Source organism: Psychrobacillus sp. FSL H8-0483 (assembly GCF_038637725.1).
Classification (GTDB): domain Bacteria; phylum Bacillota; class Bacilli; order Bacillales_A; family Planococcaceae; genus Psychrobacillus.
This window is the reverse complement of record NZ_CP152052.1, coordinates 1344992-1369121: the sequence shown is the minus strand read 5'-3', so window position 1 is coordinate 1369121 and position 24130 is coordinate 1344992. Positions and strand designations below refer to the sequence as shown.

At 38.1% G+C, this 24130-nt stretch carries 24 protein-coding genes; 1 reads left to right on the top strand and 23 read right to left on the bottom strand.

Annotation, left to right across the window (positions count from 1 at the left end; genetic code table 11):
- From MHB48_RS06295 to MHB48_RS06230, 14 genes are all read right to left on the bottom strand, one after another.
- Positions 1 to 330, bottom strand: coding sequence for a putative DNA-binding protein (locus tag MHB48_RS06295; protein ID WP_342600663.1), 330 nt, complete (start codon positions 328 to 330; stop codon positions 1 to 3).
- Between the two features lie 71 nt (positions 331 to 401).
- A complete protein-coding gene (gene ftsY / locus MHB48_RS06290; protein WP_340919070.1) occupies positions 402 to 1424 on the bottom strand; it encodes a signal recognition particle-docking protein FtsY in 1023 nt (340 codons plus the stop codon).
- Between the two features lie 47 nt (positions 1425 to 1471).
- Positions 1472 to 5026 (bottom strand): chromosome segregation protein SMC, encoded by a 3555-nt coding sequence (smc, locus tag MHB48_RS06285; protein WP_342600662.1) that lies wholly within the window; start codon positions 5024 to 5026, stop codon positions 1472 to 1474.
- A gap of 3 nt (positions 5027 to 5029) precedes the next feature.
- The gene (gene rnc / locus MHB48_RS06280; protein ID WP_342600661.1) at positions 5030 to 5788 is read right to left on the bottom strand and encodes a ribonuclease III; all 759 of its coding nucleotides are present in this window, start codon (positions 5786 to 5788) and stop codon (positions 5030 to 5032) included.
- Between the two features lie 245 nt (positions 5789 to 6033).
- A complete protein-coding gene (acpP, locus tag MHB48_RS06275; protein WP_093263354.1) occupies positions 6034 to 6270 on the bottom strand; it encodes an acyl carrier protein in 237 nt (78 codons plus the stop codon).
- Positions 6271 to 6385: 115 nt separating this feature from the next.
- Positions 6386 to 7132, bottom strand: coding sequence for a 3-oxoacyl-[acyl-carrier-protein] reductase (fabG, locus tag MHB48_RS06270; RefSeq protein WP_342600660.1), 747 nt, complete (start codon positions 7130 to 7132; stop codon positions 6386 to 6388).
- On the bottom strand, positions 7125 to 8075 hold the full coding sequence (gene fabD / locus MHB48_RS06265) for an ACP S-malonyltransferase (protein ID WP_342600659.1): 951 nt from the start codon (positions 8073 to 8075) through the stop codon (positions 7125 to 7127). Before fabD ends, fabG begins: the two co-directional genes overlap by 8 nt.
- A complete protein-coding gene (gene plsX / locus MHB48_RS06260) occupies positions 8068 to 9063 on the bottom strand; it encodes a phosphate acyltransferase PlsX (RefSeq protein WP_342600658.1) in 996 nt (331 codons plus the stop codon). The genes fabD and plsX overlap by 8 nt, the downstream gene beginning before the upstream one ends.
- A 17-nt stretch (positions 9064 to 9080) precedes the next feature.
- Positions 9081 to 9647 carry a transcription factor FapR gene (gene fapR, locus MHB48_RS06255; protein ID WP_342600657.1) on the bottom strand — a complete coding sequence of 189 codons (567 nt, stop codon included), beginning with the start codon at positions 9645 to 9647 and terminating at the stop codon, positions 9081 to 9083.
- Positions 9648 to 9742: 95 nt separating this feature from the next.
- Positions 9743 to 11785 carry an ATP-dependent DNA helicase RecG gene (recG, locus tag MHB48_RS06250; RefSeq protein WP_342601309.1) on the bottom strand — a complete coding sequence of 681 codons (2043 nt, stop codon included), beginning with the start codon at positions 11783 to 11785 and terminating at the stop codon, positions 9743 to 9745.
- Positions 11781 to 12680, bottom strand: coding sequence for an L-serine ammonia-lyase, iron-sulfur-dependent, subunit alpha (sdaAA, locus tag MHB48_RS06245; RefSeq protein WP_342600656.1), 900 nt, complete (start codon positions 12678 to 12680; stop codon positions 11781 to 11783). Before sdaAA ends, recG begins: the two co-directional genes overlap by 5 nt.
- A gap of 11 nt (positions 12681 to 12691) precedes the next feature.
- On the bottom strand, positions 12692 to 13354 hold the full coding sequence (sdaAB, locus tag MHB48_RS06240) for an L-serine ammonia-lyase, iron-sulfur-dependent subunit beta (protein WP_342600655.1): 663 nt from the start codon (positions 13352 to 13354) through the stop codon (positions 12692 to 12694).
- A gap of 114 nt (positions 13355 to 13468) precedes the next feature.
- The gene (locus MHB48_RS06235; RefSeq protein ID WP_342600654.1) at positions 13469 to 15124 is read right to left on the bottom strand and encodes a DAK2 domain-containing protein; all 1656 of its coding nucleotides are present in this window, start codon (positions 15122 to 15124) and stop codon (positions 13469 to 13471) included.
- 16 nt (positions 15125 to 15140) lie between these two features.
- The gene (locus tag MHB48_RS06230) at positions 15141 to 15503 is read right to left on the bottom strand and encodes an Asp23/Gls24 family envelope stress response protein (protein WP_340919050.1); all 363 of its coding nucleotides are present in this window, start codon (positions 15501 to 15503) and stop codon (positions 15141 to 15143) included.
- 502 nt (positions 15504 to 16005) lie between these two features.
- Between MHB48_RS06230 and rpmB the strand changes: the two genes are divergently transcribed.
- Positions 16006 to 16194, top strand: coding sequence for a 50S ribosomal protein L28 (gene rpmB, locus MHB48_RS06225; protein ID WP_142605779.1), 189 nt, complete (start codon positions 16006 to 16008; stop codon positions 16192 to 16194).
- 56 nt (positions 16195 to 16250) lie between these two features.
- Here rpmB and spoVM read toward each other — a convergent pair whose 3' ends face one another.
- The 9 genes from spoVM to def are packed head-to-tail and all read right to left on the bottom strand — an operon-like array spanning position 16251 to position 24113.
- On the bottom strand, positions 16251 to 16343 hold the full coding sequence (gene spoVM / locus MHB48_RS06220; RefSeq protein WP_342600653.1) for a stage V sporulation protein SpoVM: 93 nt from the start codon (positions 16341 to 16343) through the stop codon (positions 16251 to 16253).
- A gap of 14 nt (positions 16344 to 16357) precedes the next feature.
- A complete protein-coding gene (locus tag MHB48_RS06215; protein WP_342600652.1) occupies positions 16358 to 17014 on the bottom strand; it encodes a thiamine diphosphokinase in 657 nt (218 codons plus the stop codon).
- Positions 17011 to 17679: a ribulose-phosphate 3-epimerase gene (gene rpe / locus MHB48_RS06210; RefSeq protein WP_340919043.1), complete on the bottom strand. Its 669-nt coding sequence runs from the start codon at positions 17677 to 17679 to the stop codon at positions 17011 to 17013. Before rpe ends, MHB48_RS06215 begins: the two co-directional genes overlap by 4 nt.
- A gap of 2 nt (positions 17680 to 17681) precedes the next feature.
- Positions 17682 to 18566, bottom strand: coding sequence for a ribosome small subunit-dependent GTPase A (gene rsgA / locus MHB48_RS06205; RefSeq protein ID WP_342600651.1), 885 nt, complete (start codon positions 18564 to 18566; stop codon positions 17682 to 17684).
- A gap of 11 nt (positions 18567 to 18577) precedes the next feature.
- A complete protein-coding gene (gene pknB, locus MHB48_RS06200; RefSeq protein ID WP_342600650.1) occupies positions 18578 to 20554 on the bottom strand; it encodes a Stk1 family PASTA domain-containing Ser/Thr kinase in 1977 nt (658 codons plus the stop codon).
- 2 nt (positions 20555 to 20556) lie between these two features.
- Entirely contained in the window at positions 20557 to 21294 is a 738-nt protein-coding gene (locus MHB48_RS06195; RefSeq protein ID WP_342600649.1) for a Stp1/IreP family PP2C-type Ser/Thr phosphatase, read from the bottom strand.
- Between the two features lie 40 nt (positions 21295 to 21334).
- Positions 21335 to 22687, bottom strand: a complete 1353-nt coding sequence (rsmB, locus tag MHB48_RS06190) for a 16S rRNA (cytosine(967)-C(5))-methyltransferase RsmB (protein ID WP_342600648.1) — start codon at positions 22685 to 22687, stop codon at positions 21335 to 21337.
- Positions 22684 to 23625, bottom strand: coding sequence for a methionyl-tRNA formyltransferase (gene fmt / locus MHB48_RS06185; RefSeq protein WP_342600647.1), 942 nt, complete (start codon positions 23623 to 23625; stop codon positions 22684 to 22686). The genes rsmB and fmt overlap by 4 nt, the downstream gene beginning before the upstream one ends.
- On the bottom strand, positions 23622 to 24113 hold the full coding sequence (gene def / locus MHB48_RS06180) for a peptide deformylase (RefSeq protein ID WP_342600646.1): 492 nt from the start codon (positions 24111 to 24113) through the stop codon (positions 23622 to 23624). The genes fmt and def overlap by 4 nt, the downstream gene beginning before the upstream one ends.
- Positions 24114 to 24130 lie beyond the last annotated feature (17 nt).

Below are 24130 nucleotides of genomic sequence, written 5' to 3'. Positions count from 1 at the left end.
CTAATCCCATTCTTTTAATTGATTAATGAGTTGAATCAGTGTTTTTTCAGATGATTGATCCTTTACTAATAGCAGTAGCTGTTCAATCGTTTCTTGTCGTTTTTCGAACTTTGTTAAAAGGTTTAGTTTCTCTTCATACTCCTCTAACATTGCTTCTGTTCGACGTATATTATCGTAAACCGCTTGCCTCGAAATGCTGTATTCCTCTGCAATTTCGCCAAGAGATAAATCATCTAAATAGTAAAGCTGCATATAGCTTCTTTGTTTATCTGTTAATAATGCTTGGTAAAAATCGAAGAGAAAATTCATACGAGTTGTTTTTTCAATCATTCCCATCTCTCCTTACCAATTCAATTGTCATCCTCTAGTTTAGTAACTGAGGATGCATCTGTCAAGTAAAATTACTTGTCTGTTTCGTTTTCACTTTCTAGTTCGAGACCTTCTGCAAATAGACCATAGACATATTTTTCTGCGTCAAATGGTTGCAGATCATCCATTTGTTCCCCTAAGCCCACAAATTTTACAGGGATATGAAGCTTGTTTCGAATAGCTAACACGATACCGCCTTTTGCAGTCCCATCTAGCTTTGTTAAAACAATTCCTGTAACATTTGTTACTTCTTTAAAAGTTTGAGCTTGCACAAGCGCATTTTGACCAGTAGTAGCATCAAGCGCTAGTAAAACTTCGTGAGGAGCATTTGGAATTTCTCTTGAAATTACACGATGAATTTTTTCTAACTCATTCATTAAGTTTACTTTGTTTTGAAGTCGCCCTGCAGTGTCACATATTAACACGTCCGCATTACGCGTTTTTGCAGCTCTAATCGCGTCATACATAACTGCAGCAGGATCAGATCCTTCTGCTTGCTTAATCACTTCCACGCCTACTCTATCGCCCCATACCTGAAGCTGATCAATAGCACCAGCGCGGAATGTATCTCCTGCAGCAAGTATAACTTTCTTTCCTTCCCCTTTTAAACGATGAGCAAGTTTCCCAATAGTCGTTGTTTTCCCTACTCCATTTACTCCAACAAATAAAATAACAGATAACCCTTCGTTTTCCAGTTGAAGCTCGGTTGAATTGTCATCACCTGCTTCATAAATCTCTACAAGTTTCTCGGAAATAACAGATTGAATACCCGCTGTGTCTTTAATATTTTTACGTTGCACTTCAAAGCGCAAGGATTCCATTAACTCCACAACCGTTTCAAAACCAACATCCGCTTGTAGTAAGATTTCTTCCAGTTCTTCGAAAAAGTCTTCATCCACTTTACGATATCTAGCAACAAGATCGTTAACTTTGGATGTAAATTGATTTCTTGTTTTTGCTAAACCTTCTTTAAATTTATTCGTAATCGAAACCGTTTCTTGTACTTCTTCTGTTGTTCCTAACATTTTTTCTTTAAACTTTTTAAAAAAACTCATATATAGACTCCTTTATTTCGAGTTGTATAACAAGCCATTTATATGGCCTATGTCACTAACTGCTCTTCTAGTTTTACAGAAACTAATTTAGAAATACCGGATTCCTGCATGGTAATACCATACAAGACATCCGCACCTTCCATTGTCCCTTTTCGATGCGTAATAACTATAAACTGGGTATCATGACTGAACTTTTTCAAATAATTGCTATAACGAGTAACATTTGCTTCATCCAGTGCAGCTTCAACTTCATCTAAGATACAAAACGGAACTGGTCGCGTATGAAGAATTGAAAATAGTAAAGCAATAGCAGTAAGTGCACGCTCTCCACCAGATAATAGGGACAGATTTTGCAACTTCTTCCCTGGAGGTTGCGCAAGAATATCGATACCTGTATCCAGTAAGGAAGTTGGGTCCGTTAATATTAGATCAGCCTGACCACCACCAAATAATTCTCGGAAAACGGATTTAAAATGTCTCTGTATTTCGTTAAAAGTAGTTTCAAAACGAATCGACATTTCTTCGTCCATTTCTCTAATTACTTCATGCAATGTTTCTTGTGCAGAGAGCAAATCTTCTCGTTGTTCCGTTAAAAATGAATGGCGTTCACTTACTTGTTGATATTCTTGAATAGAGCCTAAATTAATAGGACCTAGTTCTTCAATAGAACGTCTCAGAAGCTTCACCTTTTTACGGGCTAGTTCTTCTTCCATTTCAAATGGGAAGTCGCGCTCTGCTTCCTCTAATGTCATTTCATAAGTGTCTTCTAAATGATGTTGCAACGTGTTCAACTCTACTTCTAGTTTACTTAACTTAATTTCGAGGGCACGTTCTTCATTCGTTTGTAAACTAAGCTGATGTTGGATTTGCTTCAGAACATTTTCAGCATCATTTACTTTTTGTGCAAGTTCCAACCGCTTCGCTTTACCAATTTGGATTTGCTCCATTAAATGGTCTTTTATCGTTTTATTCTTCGCTATAAGATTAGTTAGCTCTTCTGCTGAAGGACCACCTTGATCATCATTTTCATACCAACCGATTTCTTTTTGTAAAGTATCTATTTTTTGCGAGCTTGTTTGAATGGAAAGAACAAGCTGAGCTTTTTCTTTTTCCTGCTGCGTCACTTGTTCATTAACAACTGCAATAGTTGATAGCAACTCACCAAGCTCATTTTGGAACTTGTCTTTCTCTTCAATGGATTGTTGCTTTAATAACTGTAGCTGATCGATTGTCTGCTGAATAGACGCTAGTGATTTTTTTATCTCTGCACTTCTAGTAGCGGTTTGATCTTTTTTAAGAACTAAGTTATCGTGCAAATGATTCTTTTCCATTTTTACTTCATCGTATTCCAGTAATTGATTGGTAAGTCGAGAAATAATGGCTGCGCACTCTCTCGTTTCCGACAATAGTTTATGCTCTTCTTCACGGCAAGCTTCTCCAGCTAGACGCGTTTCTTCAAGTACTATTTTCAATTGCTGTACTTCTTGCTTTTTAGAGGAAACAGAACTCTCCGCTTGTAAGACAGACTTTTCTAATTCTAATAACTTGTCATTTAGCTGCTCCAGCTCCACTTTTCGCGTGAATAAAGAAGACTGTTGTTTAACTGAACCACCCGTTAAAGAACCACCTGCATTCACAACATCCCCATCTAAAGTAACAAAACGGTATTTATATTGCAGTCGAGATGCCATTTCATTTGCACCTTTTAAATCTTTTGCAATAATAATATTTCCAAGAAGGTTTTCTACAATAATTTGATACCCATCACTATAGTTAACCAGTTTGTCTGCTGTATTTACAAAAGAAGGATGTTGATTAATACTCGCCAATGTATGCTCATTTAACTTACGAGATTTCATTACTTGCAGAGGAAGAAATGTCGCTCTACCTACTCTTTTCTTTTTTAACCATTCAATCGCCTGTCGTGCATCTTGACTAGTGTCTGTAATTATATGCTGAGACTGTTGACCAATGGCAGTATCAATTGCATTCATATAGGAATGCGGAATTTGTATTAATTCTGCTACGGCACCATGGATACCTTGCAATTCTTTTTTATCCCTAGCAATTAAAACTTCTTTAACTCCTTGGAAAAATCCAGAAAACTCAGACTCCAACTCTTCTAAAGAGTCTTTTCTAGCTTGCATTTGATGCTTCATTTGATATGCTTTTTGAAGCATGGTTTGCTGTTCTTCAAAGGAATTTTCCAGACGTTCCGATGCTTGTCGTTTTGTCTTATAATCTAGTAATTTTTGCTCTAATTCTTTTTGACAAACAGCTAATAGCTGATTTAATTGCTCTTTACGGCTCGAAAGCTTTTCTAATTCTTCTTTTAACTCTCGGTAGTCTTCGATCATTTTCTCAGAAGAAACCAATTCAACATGAAGTTGCTGCTCCATATGTTTCATTTCATTTTTCATGGTAGCTTCTTCATTCAATAAATCAATATATGTGCTTTTCAAATCTTCTATTTCTTCTTCCACTTCAGAAGCTGATTTACTTAGTACCTTATCAATCTGAAGTTTCTTGGAACGAAGTTCTTTCAGAAGAATTTGTTTTTCTGAGTTGGAGACGTTGTTTTCTTCCAGCTGCGATTCAAGCATTTGAAGCTTTTCTTGCTCTTCTTCTAACGCTCTTCTTAACTGGGAAATTTGTTGACTTGCATTTTGTTTCTTTTCCGCAAGTAAAAGTTTTCTACCTTCTAAACGCTCTAATTCAGAACTAGCCTCGACTAGCCCAGTCTGTTCAGCATCTAACTTTTCATCTGTTGCAGATATCACTTTTCTATCGGTTTGAATACTTGTTTCCGATTCATTAATTTGTAACAAAAGCTTTTGTTTTGATTCTTCCAAAACTTTTAGTTTTGTATGTAAATCCGAATTTTCTTGTACGAATAATCGTAGGTCATGAGCAATTACAGCAACTTCAATGTCTTTCAGCTCTTCGGACATTTTTAAATAATCAGATGCTAAGGAAGACTGAATTTGTAAAGGCTCCAGACGTCCATCTAATTCATGCAGAATATCTAGTACGCGGTTTAAATTATCATCTGTTTCAATAAGTTTATATTCCGCTTTCTTTTTACGTTGTTTATACTTGAGCACTCCTGCAGTTTCTTCAAAAATAGTCCTTCTATCTTCTGGTCGACTATTTAAGATTTCATCTACTCTACCTTGTGAAATGATGGAAAAGGCTTCTTTTCCAAGTCCAGAATCTAGAAATAAATCCGTGATATCCTTCAATCTACACGTTTGTTTATTTAATAAGTATTCACTATCTCCCGACCTGAAAACTCTTCTTGTCACACTAATTTCTGCAAAATCAAGTGCTACTCGATTATCTGAGTTATCGAGTATTAAGGTAACTTCTGCAAAGTTTAAGGCTTTTCGTGAATCACTACCAGCAAAAATAACATCTTCCATTTTTGCTCCACGAAGTGATTTAGCAGATTGCTCTCCTAAAACCCATCTGATCGCATCCGTTACATTACTTTTACCACTACCATTTGGGCCTACTACCGCGGTAACTCCAGGAACAAAATCTATTCCAATTCGGTCCGCAAATGATTTAAATCCAATAATTTCTAATCTTTTAAGGAACAATGATTATTCCTCCCGTTCTTGATCCTTTATTGCGAGTATCGCAAGTCTAGCAGCTTGTTGTTCCGCTTCTTTTTTGGAACGACCAATGCCGACTCCAAGTTCCTTTGTGTTTAAAATAACGCGAGATATGAAGGTGCGGTTATGTGCCGGCCCTTTCTCCTCAACGATTTCATAGCTTAGCATTCCATTATTTTGTTGCTGAATAACTTCTTGTAATTGACTTTTATAATCCATCACATGCGAAAAAGCACCGATTTCGATTTTAGGGAACACAATCTTTTCTAAAAATGAAACGACTACATTCAATCCCTGATCTAAATATAATGCACCGATAAATGCTTCAAAAACATCTGCTAATAGCGCTGGTCTTTCGCGTCCTCCGGTTAGCTCTTCCCCTTTTCCTAGCAATACAAATTTGCCAAAGTTAAGTTCATTAGCAAATAGTACTAGAGAAGGCTCACAAACGATAGCTGCTCGAAGCTTTGTTAGCTCCCCTTCACTCATCAGCGTATATTGCTGAAATAAATATTGAGATACCGATAACTCTAAAACGGCGTCTCCAAGGAACTCCAGGCGTTCGTTATCGGTGAAAAACTTCCGTCGATGCTCATTCACATAAGATGAATGGGTAAAGGCTTGATACAATAATGTCGGATTATTAAATTGAATTTGGAAATGCTGTTGAAAATGTTCAAACTGCTCCTTCACACTTTCAGAAAAAACTGCTTTTTTAGTGTGACTACTTTTACGATTTACTTTCATGAATAATCTGCCTTTCTTGCTTATCATCTATCCGTTTAAGTTTACCTGTTTATATACTAATGTGCAAAAAGAAATAGAGACGCTCCACCTATTCAATCCGAATAAGTAGAACGTCTCTGTTGCTATTGATATTATAAAGGATTTCACCTAGCAAGCACGAGAAGTGCGTGAAGTCGCATTAATGCGATGTTCTAAGGCTAATTCCCTTGACTATCCGAGCAAAATACGCCAAGGCGTATTTGATATTAGCCTTGTTTGCTTTCAATATAGCTAACTGCACTACCTACAGTAGAAATGTTTTCAGCATCTTCATCTGAAATTTCCATATCGAACTCATCTTCAAGTTCCATTACTAGTTCTACTACATCAAGAGAGTCAGCACCTAAATCATCACGGAAAGATGCTTCTAATTTTACTTCGCTTTCATCTACACCTAGACGATCGACGATTACTTTAGTTACGCGTTCTAAAACTGTTGACACATTTGTCACCTCCCCTCAATGATTATACAAAAAACTTCTACTTAATGAAAGAGTTATTCAAATTTTGAAGGCATTACTTCAGAGTTAATGAAAGCGTTTCTCTTCAGTCTGAAGATTACATGTACATGCCACCATTAACATGTAAAGTTTGTCCAGTAATATAATTCGCATCATCCGAAGCTAAAAACGCAACTGCTTTTGCAATATCTTCTGGATTTCCAAATTTAGCGAGTGGAATTTGACTTAACATTTGATTTTTCACTTCTTCAGGAAGCGCATCCGTCATATCCGTCGTAATAAAGCCAGGTGCAACAGAGTTCACCGTAATATTGCGGCTCGCTAACTCGAGTGCAGTGGATTTCGTTAACCCAATTACCCCTGCTTTCGCTGCAACATAGTTTGCTTGTCCTGGATTTCCCGATACCCCAACGATGGAAGTGATATTGATAATACGACCTTGTCTCTGTTTCATCATTTGTCGAGTCACAGCTTTCGTGCATAGGAAAACACCTTTTAAGTTTGTGTTAAGTACATCGTCCCATTCTTGTTCTTTCATGCGCATTAGAAGATTATCTCTCGTAATACCTGCATTGTTTACTAAAATATCAATTGTACCAAAAGTTTCTAGTGTCGTACTAATTAATTTTTGGACATCTTCTGCTTGATCTACATTTGCTTGAACTGCAAATGCTTCCCCACCAAAAGATTTAATTTCTTCTACTACCGCTTCTGCTTTTTCTTGACTTCCACTATAGTTAACGGCAACTTTTGCGCCTTCTTTTGCAAGATAAAGTGCTATGTCTTTTCCAATGCCACGAGAAGCACCTGTTACAATCACTGATTTCCCATCTAATTTACCCATTATTAATCTCTCCTAATTCAGTAATTACTTGTTGCAATGATGCATCGTCATACACGCAATAAGTAGTAACAGAGCGATCGACTTTTTTCACTAATCCACTAAGAACTTTACCCGGCCCGCATTCAATAAATACGGTTACGCCAAGCTCGATCATTTTCTGCACAGATTCTTCCCAGCGAACCGGTGAATACAATTGCTCCACCAATAAGTTCTTCATCTTTGATGCTTCTGTTACTGGAAGTGCCGTTACATTTGAAATAACCGGTGTTGTTGTATTTTGTAACGTAATAGCTGAAATAGCTGCATCTAGTTTTTGTGCAGCAGGTCGCATTAATTCAGAATGGAATGGTCCACTTACTACTAATGGTATCGCTCTTTTCGCTCCAGCTTCCTTCGCTTTTGCAGAAGCAGTCTCCACTCCTGCAACAGTTCCTGAAATTACGATTTGCCCCGGACAATTCAAGTTAGCCACTTGAACAACCTGACCATTAGTAGAAACTTCATTGGTCACTTCAGTTAACGCTTCTTTATCTAATCCTAAAATTGCAGCCATAGCACCTTCACCTGCAGGAACTGCTTCGTTCATATACAATCCTCTTTTATGAACTAATAAAACAGCATCTTCGAAACTTATCACATTCGATGCCACAAGTGCCGAATACTCCCCTAAGCTATGACCAGCTGTATAATCCGGAGAAATACCAGCTTCCAATAACTTCTGAGCAACCATTGTACTTGTCGTAAGTAAAGCAGGCTGCGCGTGATACGTTTTTGTCAGTTCTTCCGCCGGTCCCTCTAACATAATGTTCGAGAGAGAAAACCCTAAAACTTCATCTGCTTGCTCATAATATTTTTTACTTTCACGATCAGCTTCGATAAATTGTTGACCCATCCCAACCGATTGTGAACCTTGTCCTGGAAAAATAAATGCAATTTTAGTCATTTGGTAATTCCTTTCTTAAAGTACTTTGGATAATGCCACATACATCATGTTCTACCATTGTTCTCGCTTGTCGAATAGCATGGAAAATAGCATTTGCATTAGAAGAACCATGTGCCTTAATAACCGGAGATTTTAATCCAAACAAACCCGCTCCACCGTATTCTGAGTAGTCAAGTTTGCTTTTTAATCCACGCAATTGATCTTTGACAAGAAGAGCAGACAATTTTGTCTTGGTAGAAGTATTGAAAGCCTCTTTCAGCAATGTAAAAATCCCCGATGCAGTTCCTTCAATCGATTTCAAAACCATATTACCTGTGAAACCATCCGTTACTACAACGTCTGCTACACCAGTCAATAAATCCCTAGACTCCACATTACCTACAAAATTAATTGGAGCTTCTTTTAATAAAGCAAATGCTGCTTTCGTAAGCTCATTTCCTTTTTTATCTTCTGTTCCAATATTTAAAAGACCAATACGCGGGTTATTGATACCGCGAACTTTTTCTGCATAAACGCTACCCATAATAGCAAATTGCTCCAAATGTTCTGGTTTTGCATCTGAATTTGCTCCTAAATCAAGCATGACAAATCCTTTACCATCTAATGTCGGTAGGGTTGGAGCAAGAGCTGGACGTTCCACTTGGTCAATACGACCAACAACAAATAATCCTGCTGCCATTAAAGCGCCTGTATTTCCTGCTGAAACACACGCATCCGCTTCTCCATTTTTCACTGATTCCGCCATTTTCACCATCGAAGAATTTTTCTTTTTACGGACAGCACGCACTGGTTCATCTGTACCTTCTATAACCTCATCCGTATGTATCACTTGTAATCGATCATGTGCAGTAACAAGAGGTGCTAACTTTTGTTCGTCACCATACAGTTGTATTTCTATATCATCAAAAGCTTGTAAAGCTTCATACACACCTTTTACGATTTCATGTGGAGCGTTGTCTCCACCCATTGCATCTATTGAAATTTTCATTTTATACTCACCTTTTTTTAAGACATTGTTACTCGATACATATTAAATTCCCCGACAAAAACGGTCTCATTATCTACTTTACTAGTCACTTCAATCAATGTACTGTTCTTTTCTGAGTCACTCGCTAATACTACCGCTTTTGCAATGACTCTATCTCCAGCTTTTACTGGCTTTACAAACGTAATTTTTGATTTTCTTGTGAGTGCTAGTTCATCATTAATAACAGCTACAGCCAAAGAGTTTGCTTGCGCAAATAAATGATGCCCTCTCGCAATGCCATTCCTTGCAAATACATGATCCGGTGTAATATCCAATAAAGAAATTGCTTGCTTATCTAAATCAATATCAATAATTTCTCCGATTACTTCTTCAATCGTAAGCGACTTTACTTCTTCCTCGTAATTATGCGCTGCAACTGATTTTATACGTTCCCGTAATTCAGGAATGGAAAGTTCCATTCGATCAAGACGAATTGTCTGCACGCTCACATTAAAAGTGGAAGCCAAATTATCATCCGTAATAAACGGGTTCTTATCTAATGTTTCCAAAAGCAGTTTTTGTCTATCTTTTTTTGTATATTTCATCCAATCACCACCATCTTAGCACTTGGTACTAATATCAGTATATAAATATTAAAAAAAGAATGCAAGAATTGATTCAAAATCAATCTCACATTCCGTTAATCAATTCTTTCTCCGTCCAACGCTTTGGAGTTTATTAAAATTGTCCGCAATCCTTCCATTTCCTCCGACTTCCAAAATTCATCGGAGTTCAAAAGCCTTTCGGCATCCGCTTTTGCGGTATTCAATGCACGATAATCATGCACAAGATCTGCCATTTTGAATTCTGGTAATCCACTCTGTTTTCTCCCAAAAAAGTCACCAGGGCCTCGAAGTTCTAAATCTTTTTCCGCAAGAACAAATCCGTCATTCGTTTCCGTCATCGACATCATTCGTTCTTTACCTTCTTCCGATTTAGGATCTGCGAGCAATACACAATAAGATTGATGTTCACCACGACCAACTCGGCCTCTTAGCTGGTGAAGCTGAGCTAGGCCAAAACGTTCTGCATCGAAAATAATCATAAACGTCGCATTTGGGACATTTACGCCTACCTCTACAACCGTAGTCGAAACAAGCAAATGAACTTTACCTTCCGAAAAATCACGCATAACTTCATCTTTTTCATCTGGATGAAGTCGTCCGTGCATTAAACCAACAGAATAGTCATTCCCAAGCTCCGCTGACATCATATTGTACACATCCACAGCATTTTGTACATCTAGTTTTTCCGACTCTTCAATTAGCGGACAAATAATATATGCTTGTCGCCCATTTGCTAATTCTTTTTTTAAGCGGACTACTAGCTTGTGCAACTGATCATGTTTCATCCAATGTGTATCGATTTTTTTACGTCCCGCTGGCATTTCATCGATAATCGATACATCCATTTCACCGAATGCAGTAATCGCTAGAGTACGAGGAATTGGAGTAGCCGTCATAAATAAAACATCAGGATTTTCACCTTTTTCCTTCAATACTCTCCGTTGCTCAACTCCAAATCGATGCTGTTCATCTGTAATAACTAAGCCAAGGCGATTAAACTTTACATCCGGTTGAATTAAAGCGTGCGTTCCAATTAGTAAATCGATGTTTCCAGCTTCTAAGTTTTCTAATACAATTCGACGAGCTTTCGCCTTTGTAGAACCTGTCAGTAGGGCAATCTTAACCCCAATCGGAGAAAGCCATTCGTCTAACGAGCTTGCATGCTGCTCCGCTAAAATCTCTGTCGGGGCCATAAGAGCTCCTTGATATCCAGCGGTAATGACCGAATACAAACAAATAGCGGCTACAACTGTTTTCCCAGAACCTACATCCCCTTGCAAAAGTCTATTCATTCGATGTGGTTCCTTCAAATCTCGACAAATTTCATTGACAACTCGTTTTTGAGCATTCGTTAGTTCATATGGTAATGATTCAATTAACTTTTTCACCATATCATTGTTGTAAGCAACGCTATTCCCAACATTTTGTTCTTTGCGCGCTTTTTTAATCGCTTGCATTTTCAATTGAAAAGTAAGGAGCTCTTCATACACAAAACGTCGTCGAGCATTCTTGGAATGATCGGCATCTTGCGGAAAGTGTATTCCCTCTAATGCCTCCGAAATATTCGGTAGACGATAGGGCACTCTAATCGATTCTGGTAAAGGATCTACTAGGTACCCCTGTATTTCATCTAAGGCTTGTCGCATAAATTTCCTGAAAATCTTTTGACTTATGGAACCTTTTAAAGAATAAACTGGCTCAAAATCTTGTTGATCTGTTTTAGGACCGGCAGAAAAAGTACTAACATTAATAACCTGTCTACCTCTGTCCCACTTACCTGTTACCGTAACAACAGAACCCGGTATAATCTTCGTTTTTAAATAGGCTTGATTGAAGAATACCGCTTTAATAAGATGCTGTCCTGCTAATAAACGAACTTGCAGTCTCGATTTATTTTTCCCTAAAAAAAGAAGAGAAGGCTCGCTCTCGACCCTTCCTTCTACTGTTACTCGCTCATTGTGGGCGGTTTCTGCTAAATTTTTTAATCGAAAATCTTCATGTCGATAAGGAAATGTCATGACTAAATCCTCTAATGTGACAATCCCTAATTCATGTAATGCGTTAGCTGTACCACTTCCCACACCTTTTAAGGAAGTAACTAACTCATCCTTTTTAATTTCCACTGCCTACCACTGCTCCACCGAAAATTTTAGCCTCTAACCATTTACCAGTTGGAGTTGCAGCGAGTCCGCCTTGAGCTGTTTCTTTTAGGGAAGTTGGCATTGTTTGACCAATTTTATACATGGCATCGATTACTTCATCACATGGAATGCGACTCGTTACACCTGCAAGGGCCATATCTGCAGCTACTAGAGAATTAGAAGCTCCCATAGCATTTCGTTTCACACAAGGTACCTCTACAAGTCCTGCTACAGGGTCACAAACTAAACCAAGCATATTCTTTAGTGTTATCGCAAAAGCCTCCGAACTTTGTGCAGGAGTTCCTCCAGCCATTTCGACAATCGCTGCTGCAGCCATCCCAGCGGCTGAACCAACCTCAGCCTGACATCCACCAGCAGCTCCAGAAATAGATGCGTTATTCGCTACAACAAAGCCAAATGCTCCGGCAGTAAACAAATAGCGAATCATTTGCTCTCTAGTTGGATTTAATTTATTTTTCACCGCAAATAACGTTCCAGGTACAACACCAGCTGAACCCGCAGTAGGTGTAGCACAAATAGTACCCATAGCAGCATTCACTTCATTCGTCGCAACCGCTTTACTTACTGCATCTAGCATTAATTCTCCTGAAAGAGTATTCCCTTTTTTCATATAGGCTTGCAGAAGAACTGCGTCTCCTCCAGTTAATCCAGAGGTAGAACGGACACCATTTAACCCTCTTTCCACCGCTTCTTCCATGACCGTCAAATTACGATCCATCTGACTCATAATTTCTTCTCGCGAACGTCCGGTTATCATAATTTCTTGCTCAATCATAATTTCAGAAATAAGCTTTTTCTCTTCATTCGCTCTTTCTACTAGCTCACGAACATTGTGAAATAAAACCTCCACGATATCCCTCCTTAATCTGCAATTCTTGTAACTTGAGTAATATTTGGCAATTTACCAAGCTCCACTAAAATAGATTCGTTAATATTTTGATCCACTTCGATAACCATTAACGCCATGTTCCCTTTCTCTTTTCGAGAAACCTCCATATGACCAATATTAATATCATACTTCGCTAAACAATTGGAAACGCTAGCAATACATCCAGAACGATCTTCATGTACAACCAAAATAGCTGCTAAGTTACCAGACAGTCGAAGAGGGAATCCATTTAATTCTGTAATTTCCGTTTTGCCCCCACCTATCGATATTCCAACCATCGACATCTCTTGCTGGCCATCACCAATAACAATACGCGCCGTATTTGGATGTTCCGTATGAGCTGTTTCTGGAATAAATTCAAATGAAAGTCCTACTTTTTCCGCGTCTTCAAAAGCAGTTTTAATACGCTCATCAAATGTATCGTAATCAAGTAATCCACCGATTATCGCTATATCTGTCCCATGCCCTTTATACGTTTCCGCAAAAGATCCATACAAATATATTTTAGCCCAAGTAGGTTGCTTTCCAAATAAATCTCGTGCAACTCGACCGATGCGTGCTGCTCCAGCTGTATGGGAAGAGGATGGTCCAATCATAACGGGTCCAATTATGTCAAAAACAGACTTGAATTTCAATTAACAGACCTCCAATTTATTATTTAATAAATCTATTTTACACTTAATAGATATATTAAACAAAGTTATAGTAAATCAAAAACCACGTGGATAAATTCTCCACGCGGTTTTGTATTATTCAACAGATAAAATATAAGGATATAAAGGTTGTTTGCCGTTATACAGTTCAACCTCAATATCTTCAAATTGCTCTCCAATATATGTAGCAAATTCTTTCGCTTCTTGTTCTGTAACGTCTTCACCGTAAATGACAGTAACAATTTCTGCTTCTTCATCAATCAATGCTTTTGCTAAGTTTGTTGCAGCTTCTACTCTAGAAGGATTGGAAAGAATGATTTTCCCTTCCGCAATGGACATGAAATCATCTTTTTTAATTTCGACACCGTCTATAGACGTGTCTCGAACAGCAAAAGTAATTTGACCTGTTTTCACATGAGCAAATGCAGCAGTCATATTCTTCTGATTTTCTTCTACAGTCACTTGAGCATTAAACGCTAAAATTGCTGCCATTCCTTGAGGAATAGTTTTTGTCGGCACTACAGCGGCTTCAATCCCTAAAACTTCCGCTGCTTGTTCAGCAGCCATAATAATATTTTTGTTATTTGGTAAGATCAGTACTCGTTCTGCACCAACAGCTTCAATTGCTTTCACAATATCCTCTGTAGAAGGATTCATCGTTTGACCGCCTTCAATGACAGCCGATGCACCTAAGCTTTTCAACAGTTGCGAAACACCAGATCCCATTGCAACCGTTACAACGGCATAAGGATGTTTTTCTGCTTTTTTCGTTGGCATCTCGTTTGAGGTTCCCGCTTCAACGATTTCAGTGTGTTGTTGGCGCATATTCTCGATTTTTATTTTTATCAAGTCTCCGTATTGTTGACCATATGATAACACTTCACCTGGAGTTTCGGAGTGAATATGAATCTTAGCAATGTCATCATCGGAGATTACTAATAAAGAATCTCCATACGCGCTTAAATCATTGCGGAATACTGTTTCATCAAAGGCTTTTTTACCCTCTTCAAACCGAACCATAAATTCTGTACAAAAACCAAATTCGATATCAGCAGTGTCCATAAACCCTTGTACACTTTTGTGGTGTTCTGCATTTACAAGATCATCCATGGAGGAACTAACTGTCTTCTCTGGTAGTTCTTCGCCTTTCAAGCTCGCTAGGAAGCCTTCATAAACGAAAACAAGTCCTTGCCCACCACTATCTACTACTCCTACTTCTTTTAAAACAGGCAATAGGTCTGGTGTTCTATTTAATGATTGTTTTGCTTCTTCCACAATTGCTGTCATTAACTCGCGAATGTCTTCAACTGTTCCACTTACTTCTACAGCTCTCTTCGCAGAATCCTTCGCTACTGTTAGAATGGTACCTTCCACAGGCTTCATTACTGCTTTATAAGCTGTCTCGACACCGTAATGTAAGGCTTGTGCAAATTGTTTTGCATCTAATGTAGCATTTTGCTCGATAGACTTTCCAAAACCTCTGAAGAGTTGTGATAAAATAACACCTGAATTTCCGCGGGCTCCCATAAGTAAGCCTTTAGATAGAGCTTGTGCTGTTTTCCCAATATGCTCTCCAGTATTCGCAGCTGTTTCCTTTGCACCGGAAGTCATTGAAAGGTTCATATTTGTTCCTGTGTCACCATCTGGTACAGGAAATACATTTAATGCATCGACGTAATCTGCATTTTGGAAAAGATGATGTGCTCCCATCTTGACCATATCTGCAAATTGAATACCATTAATTGATTTCATTATTTTCTCTCCTTAATCACACGTTTGCCACGCGAACTCCTTGAACATAGACATTTACGGATTTCACAGACATACCAAGAGATTTATTTAGTGTGTACTTCACTTTGGATTGTACTTGATAAGCTATTTCAGAAATTTTCGTTCCGTAACTTACTATAATATACATATCAATATGTAGATCCTCTTTTTCTTGTCTCACTAGAACGCCTTTAGTGAAATTCTCTTTTCTTAATATATCTGTTAAACCATCTCTAATTTGATGCTTTGACGCCATACCAACGATCCCGTAGCACTCCATTGCGGCTCCGCCAGCAATTTGAGCAACTGCATCTTGTGATATATCGATTTGTCCGAATTCGTTATTCAATTCAATTGACATGTTGAAACCTCCCAAGTCCTTTTTGACTATCCTTTATTGTACTACACCCATTGAAATTATAAAAGAAACGTTTCTTTTCGTCTACAGTTTCACTGCTTTAAAATAGTGCGCATAAATAGTTACCGCTAGGATTTAGCGCTCTCGCATTCGCTTTCCGCGGGCGAGCGACGTGCCTCCTCCTTCGCTTACGCTACGTGCGAGGTCTCGTCTGTCTCACTTTCCCGCATGAGTCTCATGCCCTACAATAAATGGTAGAGTGAGACAAAAAATGCTGTGAACGCGACAAAATACCTTTCGAACACACAAAGCCTACTCCGAACGAGATAAAGACAATTAAACAGATGCTGTGTTGCGCACTTTTATAATATTGGACACTTTTTGTCTGTAAAGGTTTTTTTCTTGATAAGCCTTGCGTATAATAAAAGTCTGTGGTAAATTATTAAAGTATGTGAAATATCGAACTGAAAAATCTTTCAGCTTCTTTTTTAAAGGAGGAAATATAATGCCAAAAGTATGTGCAATCACTGGGCGTAAAGCTCGTTCTGGTAATGCTCGTTCTCACGCAATGAACGCTACTAAGCGTACATGGGGGGCAAACCTTCAAAAGGTCCGTATTCTTGTTGACGGTAAACCTAAACGTGTATGGGTTTCTGCTAGAGCTTTAAAATCAGGAAAAATTGAGCGCGTTTAATCGTACTCATAATTAATGCCAGGGCGACTACTGTCGACCTGGCATTTTTTCATTTCCTACATCTTCTTTTCGTCCTTCTTAAACAAACGAATGCAAACCTTGACAATACTACTGACGGATTTAGGCAATCTAAATGTGTAGACCTTCACACAATTCCTCCCTTTTAGTCACTGCTTCTTATCATTAAACATATGCCAGCAGTGAAAGAGATAGTACTTGTTCGATCTTTTTGTTCATTGCTAATAAATTTTGCATTCCCTACCACCATATTCTCATTAGCAACGTTATATTTAAATCCTTTTAACGTAATATTCTTTACCATTTCGCCAAATGAAAAGAATGAAATGTACTTAAAATATGTATATTTCTCCACTTCATTGGTTCCAGGAAATAAAAACTGAATGCGATTCTGCTTATCTTGAATGGAAAAAGGAATAGTTGGATGATTTAATTGAAAATGGCATACGTCATGTAAAGCTGCTTCATAATGATCTAGCCGCCCACCACTCACCCCAGTTAAAATCACTTCATCTGGCTTATATTTTAAGGCCTCTTGAAGAGCTAAATGGGTATCTGTCTCGTCTTTTTCCGCTTGTAATATCGTAACATTTCGTACTTTAAGTTTGAGCATATGTAATTCTTCATCTGTAAGGGAGTCAAAATCACCAATAATTTCATCAGGCGTTATTCCTTTTGCTATTAAATGAATAGCCCCTCTATCTGCACCAATAAAAATAGTTTCATCTTGCAAAAGAAGAAGCCGTTTAAGATCAACAACTTCTTCTAATGGACCTCCTGCGAAAACAATTACTCGTTTCATTTCGCCGCTACGCTTAAACCAGCTTCTTTAATTGCTTGCAAAGCTTTTCCTTTGTCTGGAGCATTGTATATAGCTGACCCTGCCACTAAAATAGTAGCACCTGCTTCTACACATGGCTTAATCGTTTCTTCATTTATTCCACCATCAATCTCTATTTCAATGGATAAGTTTCTTGTTTTAATAATGTCAGATAGTTGTTTCACTTTAGGAACGACAGAGTGAATAAACTTTTGCCCGCCAAATCCTGGGTTAACTGTCATGAACAGAACCATATCAATGTCTTCTAACACATGTTGAATAGACTCTATTGGTGTATGAGGATTTAACACAACTCCTGGTTTCACGCCAAATGAACGAATCAATTGAATCGTTCTATGAAGATGTGGAGAGGCTTCGACATGGACTGTAATATAGTCAGCGCCGGCTTTTGCAAAAGCCTCAATATACTGATCTGCATTTTCAATCATTAAATGGACATCTAAAGGAAGCTTTGTCAGTGGACGAAGTGCCTCCACAACAATTGGTCCCATTGTAATATTCGGAACAAAGTGTCCATCCATTACATCAATATGAATAAGCTCTGCTCCCGCTTTTTCGACTTCTAATACTTCTTCTCCTAGCTTAGCAAAGTTTGCTGCTAATATGGATGGGGCGATTTTCACCATAATTAATACCTCGGCTTTCTATCTACTATTTCATCAAAGAACTGCAAATAATGTTTGTAACGATAATCTTTTATTTCTCCTGATTCGACTGCATCTTTCACGGCACATTTCGGTTCCTTCACATGCATACATTCACGGAACTTACAGTCATCTTGTTTGGCTACAAAATCTGGAAAACAGTAAGTGAGTTCTTCTTTTTCCATCAAATCAAACTCAAACGAACTGAATCCAGGTGTATCTGCTAGGAGACCATCACACACTTCTATTAACTCCACATGTCTCGTCGTGTGTTTTCCTCGACCAAGCGCATTGGAAATAACACCAGTTTTAAGGTCAAGTGAAGGTAAGATCGTATTTAATAAAGTAGATTTCCCTACACCAGATTGACCTGCTAAAACGGTCGTTTTACCTTTTAGGAGAGGGGCAATTTTGGCATCGAATTCCGGATCATCTTTGTAGGTCATCAATAGTTGATAACCAATTTGTTCATAATCCTTCATATATTGTTCCATTGTTTTTTCCATTTTTTCGTCCATTAAATCACTCTTCGTTAAGCAAATGATTGGCTCAATTTGAAATGATTCTAGGACAACTAAAAATCGATCCAATAATATGGTGTTGAAATCCGGCTCTTTAATGGAAAACACTAAAATGGCTTGGTCTATGTTGGCAATAGGGGGACGAACTAGGTTATTTTTCCGTTCATGTATAACCGTAATTGTACCATCATTATTTCCTTCAACCGTGTAATCGACAAAGTCCCCTACTAAAGGAGATTCTCCCCTATTTCTAAAAACGCCTCTACCCCGACATTGAATAAGCTTGTCATTGTCGTCGTATACATAGTAATATCCGCTCAAAGCTTTTCTAATTTGACCTTTTGGCATCCAAAGCCTCCCTAATTTATATCCTCATAAGCAATCGTTTCTACTGCAATTATATCTGAATTTACTTCCACACGATACGCTGCTTCTTTACCTTCACTGATTTCTAGTTTTATTTGTTTTTGGATTGTTTCTGTCAAAACAAATTCTTCTACTGGCTCTGTCATTGATCTCGTATTATCTTCAATATAAATACGAACAATTTGTTCTGGTGCAACTACCTCCCCATTCTCATCATCGCTACCTTCATCATTTTCTGGAGGTTGTTCATAAGGAATCGTCACAGTTTTAACAAAAAATCGAGTAGCCTTTGCCTTTGGACCATCCGACAGTGTAACCTCAATGGTACTGCCAGGTGGCACTTTTGCGTTTGCGTTAGGTGTTTGGTCTAGAACATTTCCTTTTGGTTCACTTTCAGAATTCACCGTATTTCTAACGACTATTTTTAATCCCGTACTTTTTTCATAGTCACTTAATGCCTTTTCGTTAAATCCAGTTAAATCTTTGACTGTTCTTAGTTCTAACCCTTTACTTACGGTGAACACTAAGTCTGTTTCATCTGGTATAATTTCCGTCCCCGCTTTTGGTGATTGGTCTAAAATGGTTCCAACTGCTTCTGACGAAAATTTATATTCTATATCGATACTATGATTTTGTAACAACGTTTTGACTTGATCGATGCCTCTTCCCGTGTAGTCTTCCATGGTAGAGGTTTCCTTCCCAGAGGAAACAAACAAATGAATTTCGGTTTCTTTATCACGAAGCTTCCCTGCTTCAGGGGTTGTTCGAATAACATTTCCTTCCTCCACTTCATCCGAAGGCTCTTCTGTTTGATCTCCAACCTTAAATCCATCTGCCTCTAACTGTTCAATAGCAGCCTTAAGTTCTAAATTTGCAACATCAGGAACTTCGATTTTTTCTGGTTTAAATAACCCTGGGAATACAATAATCATTAGTAATATTAATAATACTATTCCAGCTATTACACCACTAATAATTTTCCGTTTCTTTTGTTTCGGTTTTGGACTATTTTTTTCCAATGGCACGGATGCAGTTGGCATTTTTTTCGTTTCAGAAACTTCTTCAAAAGAAACAGGTTCTTTAATTATTGGTAAAACTTTTGTTGCATCCTCGTCAATAGCTACAACAAACTTTTTCTCGCTTGCTCTTTCTGGTGATAAAGCAGTCGCTAAATCCGCTTCCATTTCCTCTGCAGAACGATATCTATTCTTCGCATCCTTCGCTGTGGCTTTTAGCACAACATTTTCCAAACTTTGCGGTATAGTCGGAATGATTGCTCGAATGGAAGGTGTTTCTGATTGGAGATGCTTTAATGCAATCGAAACTGCTGATTCTCCTGAAAACGGGAGTTGCCCCGTAAGAAGTTCAAACAATACAATCCCTAATGCATAAATGTCTGATTGCTTCGTAGCTGTTCCTCCGCGCGCTTGCTCGGGTGATAAATAATGAACTGTCCCTAATACGGAATTGGTTTGCGTATAGGATGTCGCACTTAGCGCCATCGCAATACCGAAATCTGTAATCTTTACATTTTCTTGCTCGTCCAGCAAAATGTTCTGCGGCTTAATATCACGGTGAATAATGTGATTATTATGAGCAGTTGAAATTGCTGAAGTAAGCTGTTTCATAATAGAGACAGATTTAACCGGTGAAATAGGAGCTTTTTGTTGTATGTATTGTTTTAATGTTTCACCTTTGACATATTCCATGACGATATAGTGAATATCCTCATCTTCTCCTACATCATATATGTTCACAATATGTGGGTGTGTAAGGCTCGTTGCAGATAGTGCTTCACGTTGAAAACGTCGACGTAATTCTTCTTCATTTGAAAAATCATAGCGCAATACTTTAATCGCTACATCACGGTCTAAAATCATGTCATGCGCTAAATACACATTTGACATGCCGCCTCCACCAATCATATCGAGTAGCTTATATCTGCCACTAATTCTTTTACCTATTAACATCCTTACACCTCCTCAGCGTTGTTTGATAACAAGATTAATGAAATATTATCTTCTCCACCAGATTTGTTTGCTTCCTCCACTAAATCCTCTCCTTTTTGTTCGAGAGATTTATTCGAAAAAAGTATGTTCTGTATAAAGGATTCACTTAATTTGTTACTTAATCCGTCCGTGCAAAAAAGAAAATAAGAATTTTGGGGAAATTCTACTTCAAAAAAATCCGGGTGAATCGTTCGTTCCGTTCCAACTGCTTTCATCAATACATTTTTCTTAGGATGCGTTTTTGCTTGCTCTTCACTAATTTCCCCAGAATCAATTAAGACATTTACGTAAGAATGGTCACGTGTAATTTGTTGAACCATTTCTTTCGTAACGTGATACACACGGCTATCTCCTACATGTGCGATGAGACCTTTATTATTTTCAAACAGACCAGCGATTAACGTAGTACCCATTCCTTCACAGCCTGCCGTGATGGATGAGTGCCTAACAATTGACTGATTAATAGATTGAAATGTATACGTTAACCAATCTTTTGCTTTTACAATAGAAGGATTGTAAGCATGAAAATACTTTTGAAATTCGGAAATAGCTATTTCACTTGCTACATCTCCAGCGTTATGACCGCCCATACCATCTGCAACAACAGCTAGTATTCGATGATCTTTGCGAACAAACACATCTACACGATCTTCATTTACCGTCCTTTTCATACCTACATCAGTTTTAACAACGAACTTCATCTATTCATTCACCTCTTATTGGTTTAGAACAACGTTGCAATTAGCTCTTCTTTTGAAAGACCGCTACAAAGAATCCATCACTTCTTAAATCATGTGGGAAAAGCTGTAGCATTCCCTCTTGCTCTTGTTCTTTAATATTTTTTACAACGTCTGGAAAATGTTGAAGGTGCATATCTGGATGAGATTCTAAAAACAATTGTGATGTTCCTTCATTTTCTTCACGATCCACGGTACAAGTACTATAAACTAATAGGCCATTTGGTTTTAATAGCTTATATGCCTCGTCTAATAGATTCATTTGAATCGGCTTAAGGGTAGCAAAATCTTTTTCGTTTTTCGTGTATTTAATATCTGGCTTACGCTTCATCACCCCAAGACCACTACATGGTGCATCGACTAAAATGCGGTCAAATGATTGTTCTGGATAAGCTTCCGATGCTTTACGACCATCCATTTCGACGGTTTCGATAAAGCTAAATCCAAGTCTCTCTGCATTTTCTTTCACTAGCTTTAATTTGTGCTGATGAATATCCATTGCAACTAGCTTCCCAGTGTTTTTCATTTTTTCTGCAATATGCGTTGTTTTTCCACCAGGAGCAGAACACATATCCAATACAGTCATGCCAGGCTCCACTTGAAGCGCATAAGCAGGAATCATGGAACTTTCGTCTTGAATCGTTACAAAGCCATTCTGGAAAGCAGTTGTTTTTGCTGCTTGAGCATTAAACAAATAAATACACTCAGGAATAACTTCGCTTTGTGCCACGACATATCCTTCTTGTGTTAATAAATGAAGTACTTGTTCTACTGTTCGTTTGAATAAATTCACTCGTAGCGTTGTAACGGGTGCTTCATTATTTTCTTTTAGCATTTTTTCGGTCGTTTCAAAACCATATTGAGATATAAAACGCTTCACCATCCACAATGGGTGACTTGTTTCAATCGATAGTCGTTCCACTTCATCTTTAATTTCTTCCATAGAACGTACACCTTCTCTTAATATAGAACGTAATATTCCGTTTACGGCTCCCGAAATACCTTTATGTCCTCTTCTTTTGGCAATATTCACCGCTTCATTTACTGCTGCATGATCTGGAATTCTGGATAAATAATGAATTTGATATAAAGATAGACGTAGTAATTGTTTCACCCAATCATCTAGTTTTCCTTTAATGAATGGCTGCAAATAGTAATCTAATGTCATTTTGTATTGGAGAGTTCCATAAGTTAGTTCGGTAAGTAATGCACGGTCTTTAGGCTCGATAGTATATTTTTCAATGGTTTGATGTAAAAGCAAGTTACTGTACGCTTGTTGTTTTTCTACGGCCATTAAAATAGTTAGTGCTGCATCTCGAACATTACCTGTCCAGATTTTTTCTGTTTTTTTCGTCATTCAAATTTATCCCCTATTCGCAATTTCGAACCAACGCCACGCAAATAATCTTCTGCGGACATTTTCTTTTTTCCAGATGGTTGTAATTCGTTTATTCGAATTGCTTCTTCAAAGCCTGTTTGAATAACAAAATAATCCGACTCTATTTTCACAACAGTTCCTGGTTGTTCTTTTGTATTTATTTGTATCGTATCTGCTTTCCAAATTTTAACCGTTTGATCTTCCAACGTTGTATATGCGACTGGCCAAGGATGAAGTCCTCGAATTTGATTGTGTAACTGTAATGCGGATTTGTTCCAATCGAGTCTTTCCTGCTCTCTGGAAATATTTCTTGCAAACGTCACCAATGATTCATCTTGCTTCACACGATCATTTGTTTTAGCAATAATCGCAGGTAACGTTTCTTTTAATAAGTCAGAGCCAACTTTACTTAGCCTATCAAACAGCAATCCTGTATCATCTGCATGCTCAATGCCAATTTCACTTTGGGCGATTATATCACCTGCATCCAGCTTTTCTTCCATATACATAATCGTTACACCCGTTTTATCTTGCCCATCGATAATAGCCTGATGGATTGGTGCACCTCCACGATATGCTGGTAACAAGGATGCATGGACATTAATACATCCAAGCGTAGGAGCGTCCAGCAATTCTTTTGGTAGTAACTGCCCAAATGCAGCCGTCACGATTAAATCAGCATTTAAAGCGATAATTTGCTGAAGTTCTTCTGAACCTTTTAGTTTTGTCGGTTGAATTACTGGCAAACCAAGTTTAAGTGCCTCTTCCTTTACAGGCGGTGGAGTTAATACTTTTTTTCTCCCTACAGGACGATCTGGCTGCGTTACAACAGCTAACACTTGATAGCCTTCCTCTACGAGCATACGTAGTATCGGAGCGGAGAATGCAGGTGTCCCCATGAAAACGATAGATGTCATGCTTCTTCCTCCTCCGCATTCTCAAGTTCTTCCAAGTCTATGTAACGAATGATTTTAGATGTGAATAATACACCTTGTAAATGGTCGATTTCATGTAAGATGGCTCTTGCCTCATAATCTTCTGCTTCTAATTCATATAAGGCACCATCGCGATCTTGTGCTTCTACTTTCACATAAAACGGACGCTCTACCTCGCCGTATATGTCTGGAAAGCTTAAGCAACCTTCTACTTCAATTTCAGAGCCACCAATTTCAACGACTTCCGGATTAATCATTTCAATCACTTCTTGTCCTTCTCCTAGATCGACAATAGCAACTTGAATCGTTTCACCAATTTGGGGTGCTGCAAGTCCAATACCATCAGCTGCGACCATTGTATCGTACATATCGTCTAGAAGGGCTGCTAGCTTTTTATCAAATACTTTTACTTCCTTACATTTTGTCGTTAGGACATCATTTGGGTGTGTGATTATTTCTAGAATTGCCATCTCTTTTCCTCATTTCA

Excerpts from the sequence above, each read along its gene's own strand:
- MHB48_RS06295 (WP_342600663.1), bottom strand. The coding sequence starts at position 330 with ATGATTGAAAAAACAACTCGTATGAATTTTCTCTTCGATTTTTACCAA.
- ftsY (WP_340919070.1), bottom strand. The coding sequence starts at position 1,424 with ATGAGTTTTTTTAAAAAGTTTAAAGAAAAAATGTTAGGAACAACAGAA.
- rnc (WP_342600661.1), bottom strand. The coding sequence starts at position 5,788 with ATGAAAGTAAATCGTAAAAGTAGTCACACTAAAAAAGCAGTTTTTTCT.
- fabG (WP_342600660.1), bottom strand. The coding sequence starts at position 7,132 with ATGGGTAAATTAGATGGGAAATCAGTGATTGTAACAGGTGCTTCTCGT.
- fabD (WP_342600659.1), bottom strand. The coding sequence starts at position 8,075 with ATGACTAAAATTGCATTTATTTTTCCAGGACAAGGTTCACAATCGGTT.
- plsX (WP_342600658.1), bottom strand. The coding sequence starts at position 9,063 with ATGAAAATTTCAATAGATGCAATGGGTGGAGACAACGCTCCACATGAA.
- fapR (WP_342600657.1), bottom strand. The coding sequence starts at position 9,647 with ATGAAATATACAAAAAAAGATAGACAAAAACTGCTTTTGGAAACATTA.
- MHB48_RS06235 (WP_342600654.1), bottom strand. The coding sequence starts at position 15,124 with ATGAAATCAATTAATGGTATTCAATTTGCAGATATGGTCAAGATGGGA.
- MHB48_RS06230 (WP_340919050.1), bottom strand. The coding sequence starts at position 15,503 with ATGTCAATTGAATTGAATAACGAATTCGGACAAATCGATATATCACAA.
- rpmB (WP_142605779.1), top strand. The coding sequence starts at position 16,006 with ATGCCAAAAGTATGTGCAATCACTGGGCGTAAAGCTCGTTCTGGTAAT.
- MHB48_RS06215 (WP_342600652.1), bottom strand. The coding sequence starts at position 17,014 with ATGAAACGAGTAATTGTTTTCGCAGGAGGTCCATTAGAAGAAGTTGTT.
- rpe (WP_340919043.1), bottom strand. The coding sequence starts at position 17,679 with ATGGTGAAAATCGCCCCATCCATATTAGCAGCAAACTTTGCTAAGCTA.
- rsgA (WP_342600651.1), bottom strand. The coding sequence starts at position 18,566 with ATGCCAAAAGGTCAAATTAGAAAAGCTTTGAGCGGATATTACTATGTA.
- pknB (WP_342600650.1), bottom strand. The coding sequence starts at position 20,554 with ATGTTAATAGGTAAAAGAATTAGTGGCAGATATAAGCTACTCGATATG.
- MHB48_RS06195 (WP_342600649.1), bottom strand. The coding sequence starts at position 21,294 with ATGAAGTTCGTTGTTAAAACTGATGTAGGTATGAAAAGGACGGTAAAT.
- rsmB (WP_342600648.1), bottom strand. The coding sequence starts at position 22,687 with ATGACGAAAAAAACAGAAAAAATCTGGACAGGTAATGTTCGAGATGCA.
- fmt (WP_342600647.1), bottom strand. The coding sequence starts at position 23,625 with ATGACATCTATCGTTTTCATGGGGACACCTGCATTCTCCGCTCCGATA.
- def (WP_342600646.1), bottom strand. The coding sequence starts at position 24,113 with ATGGCAATTCTAGAAATAATCACACACCCAAATGATGTCCTAACGACA.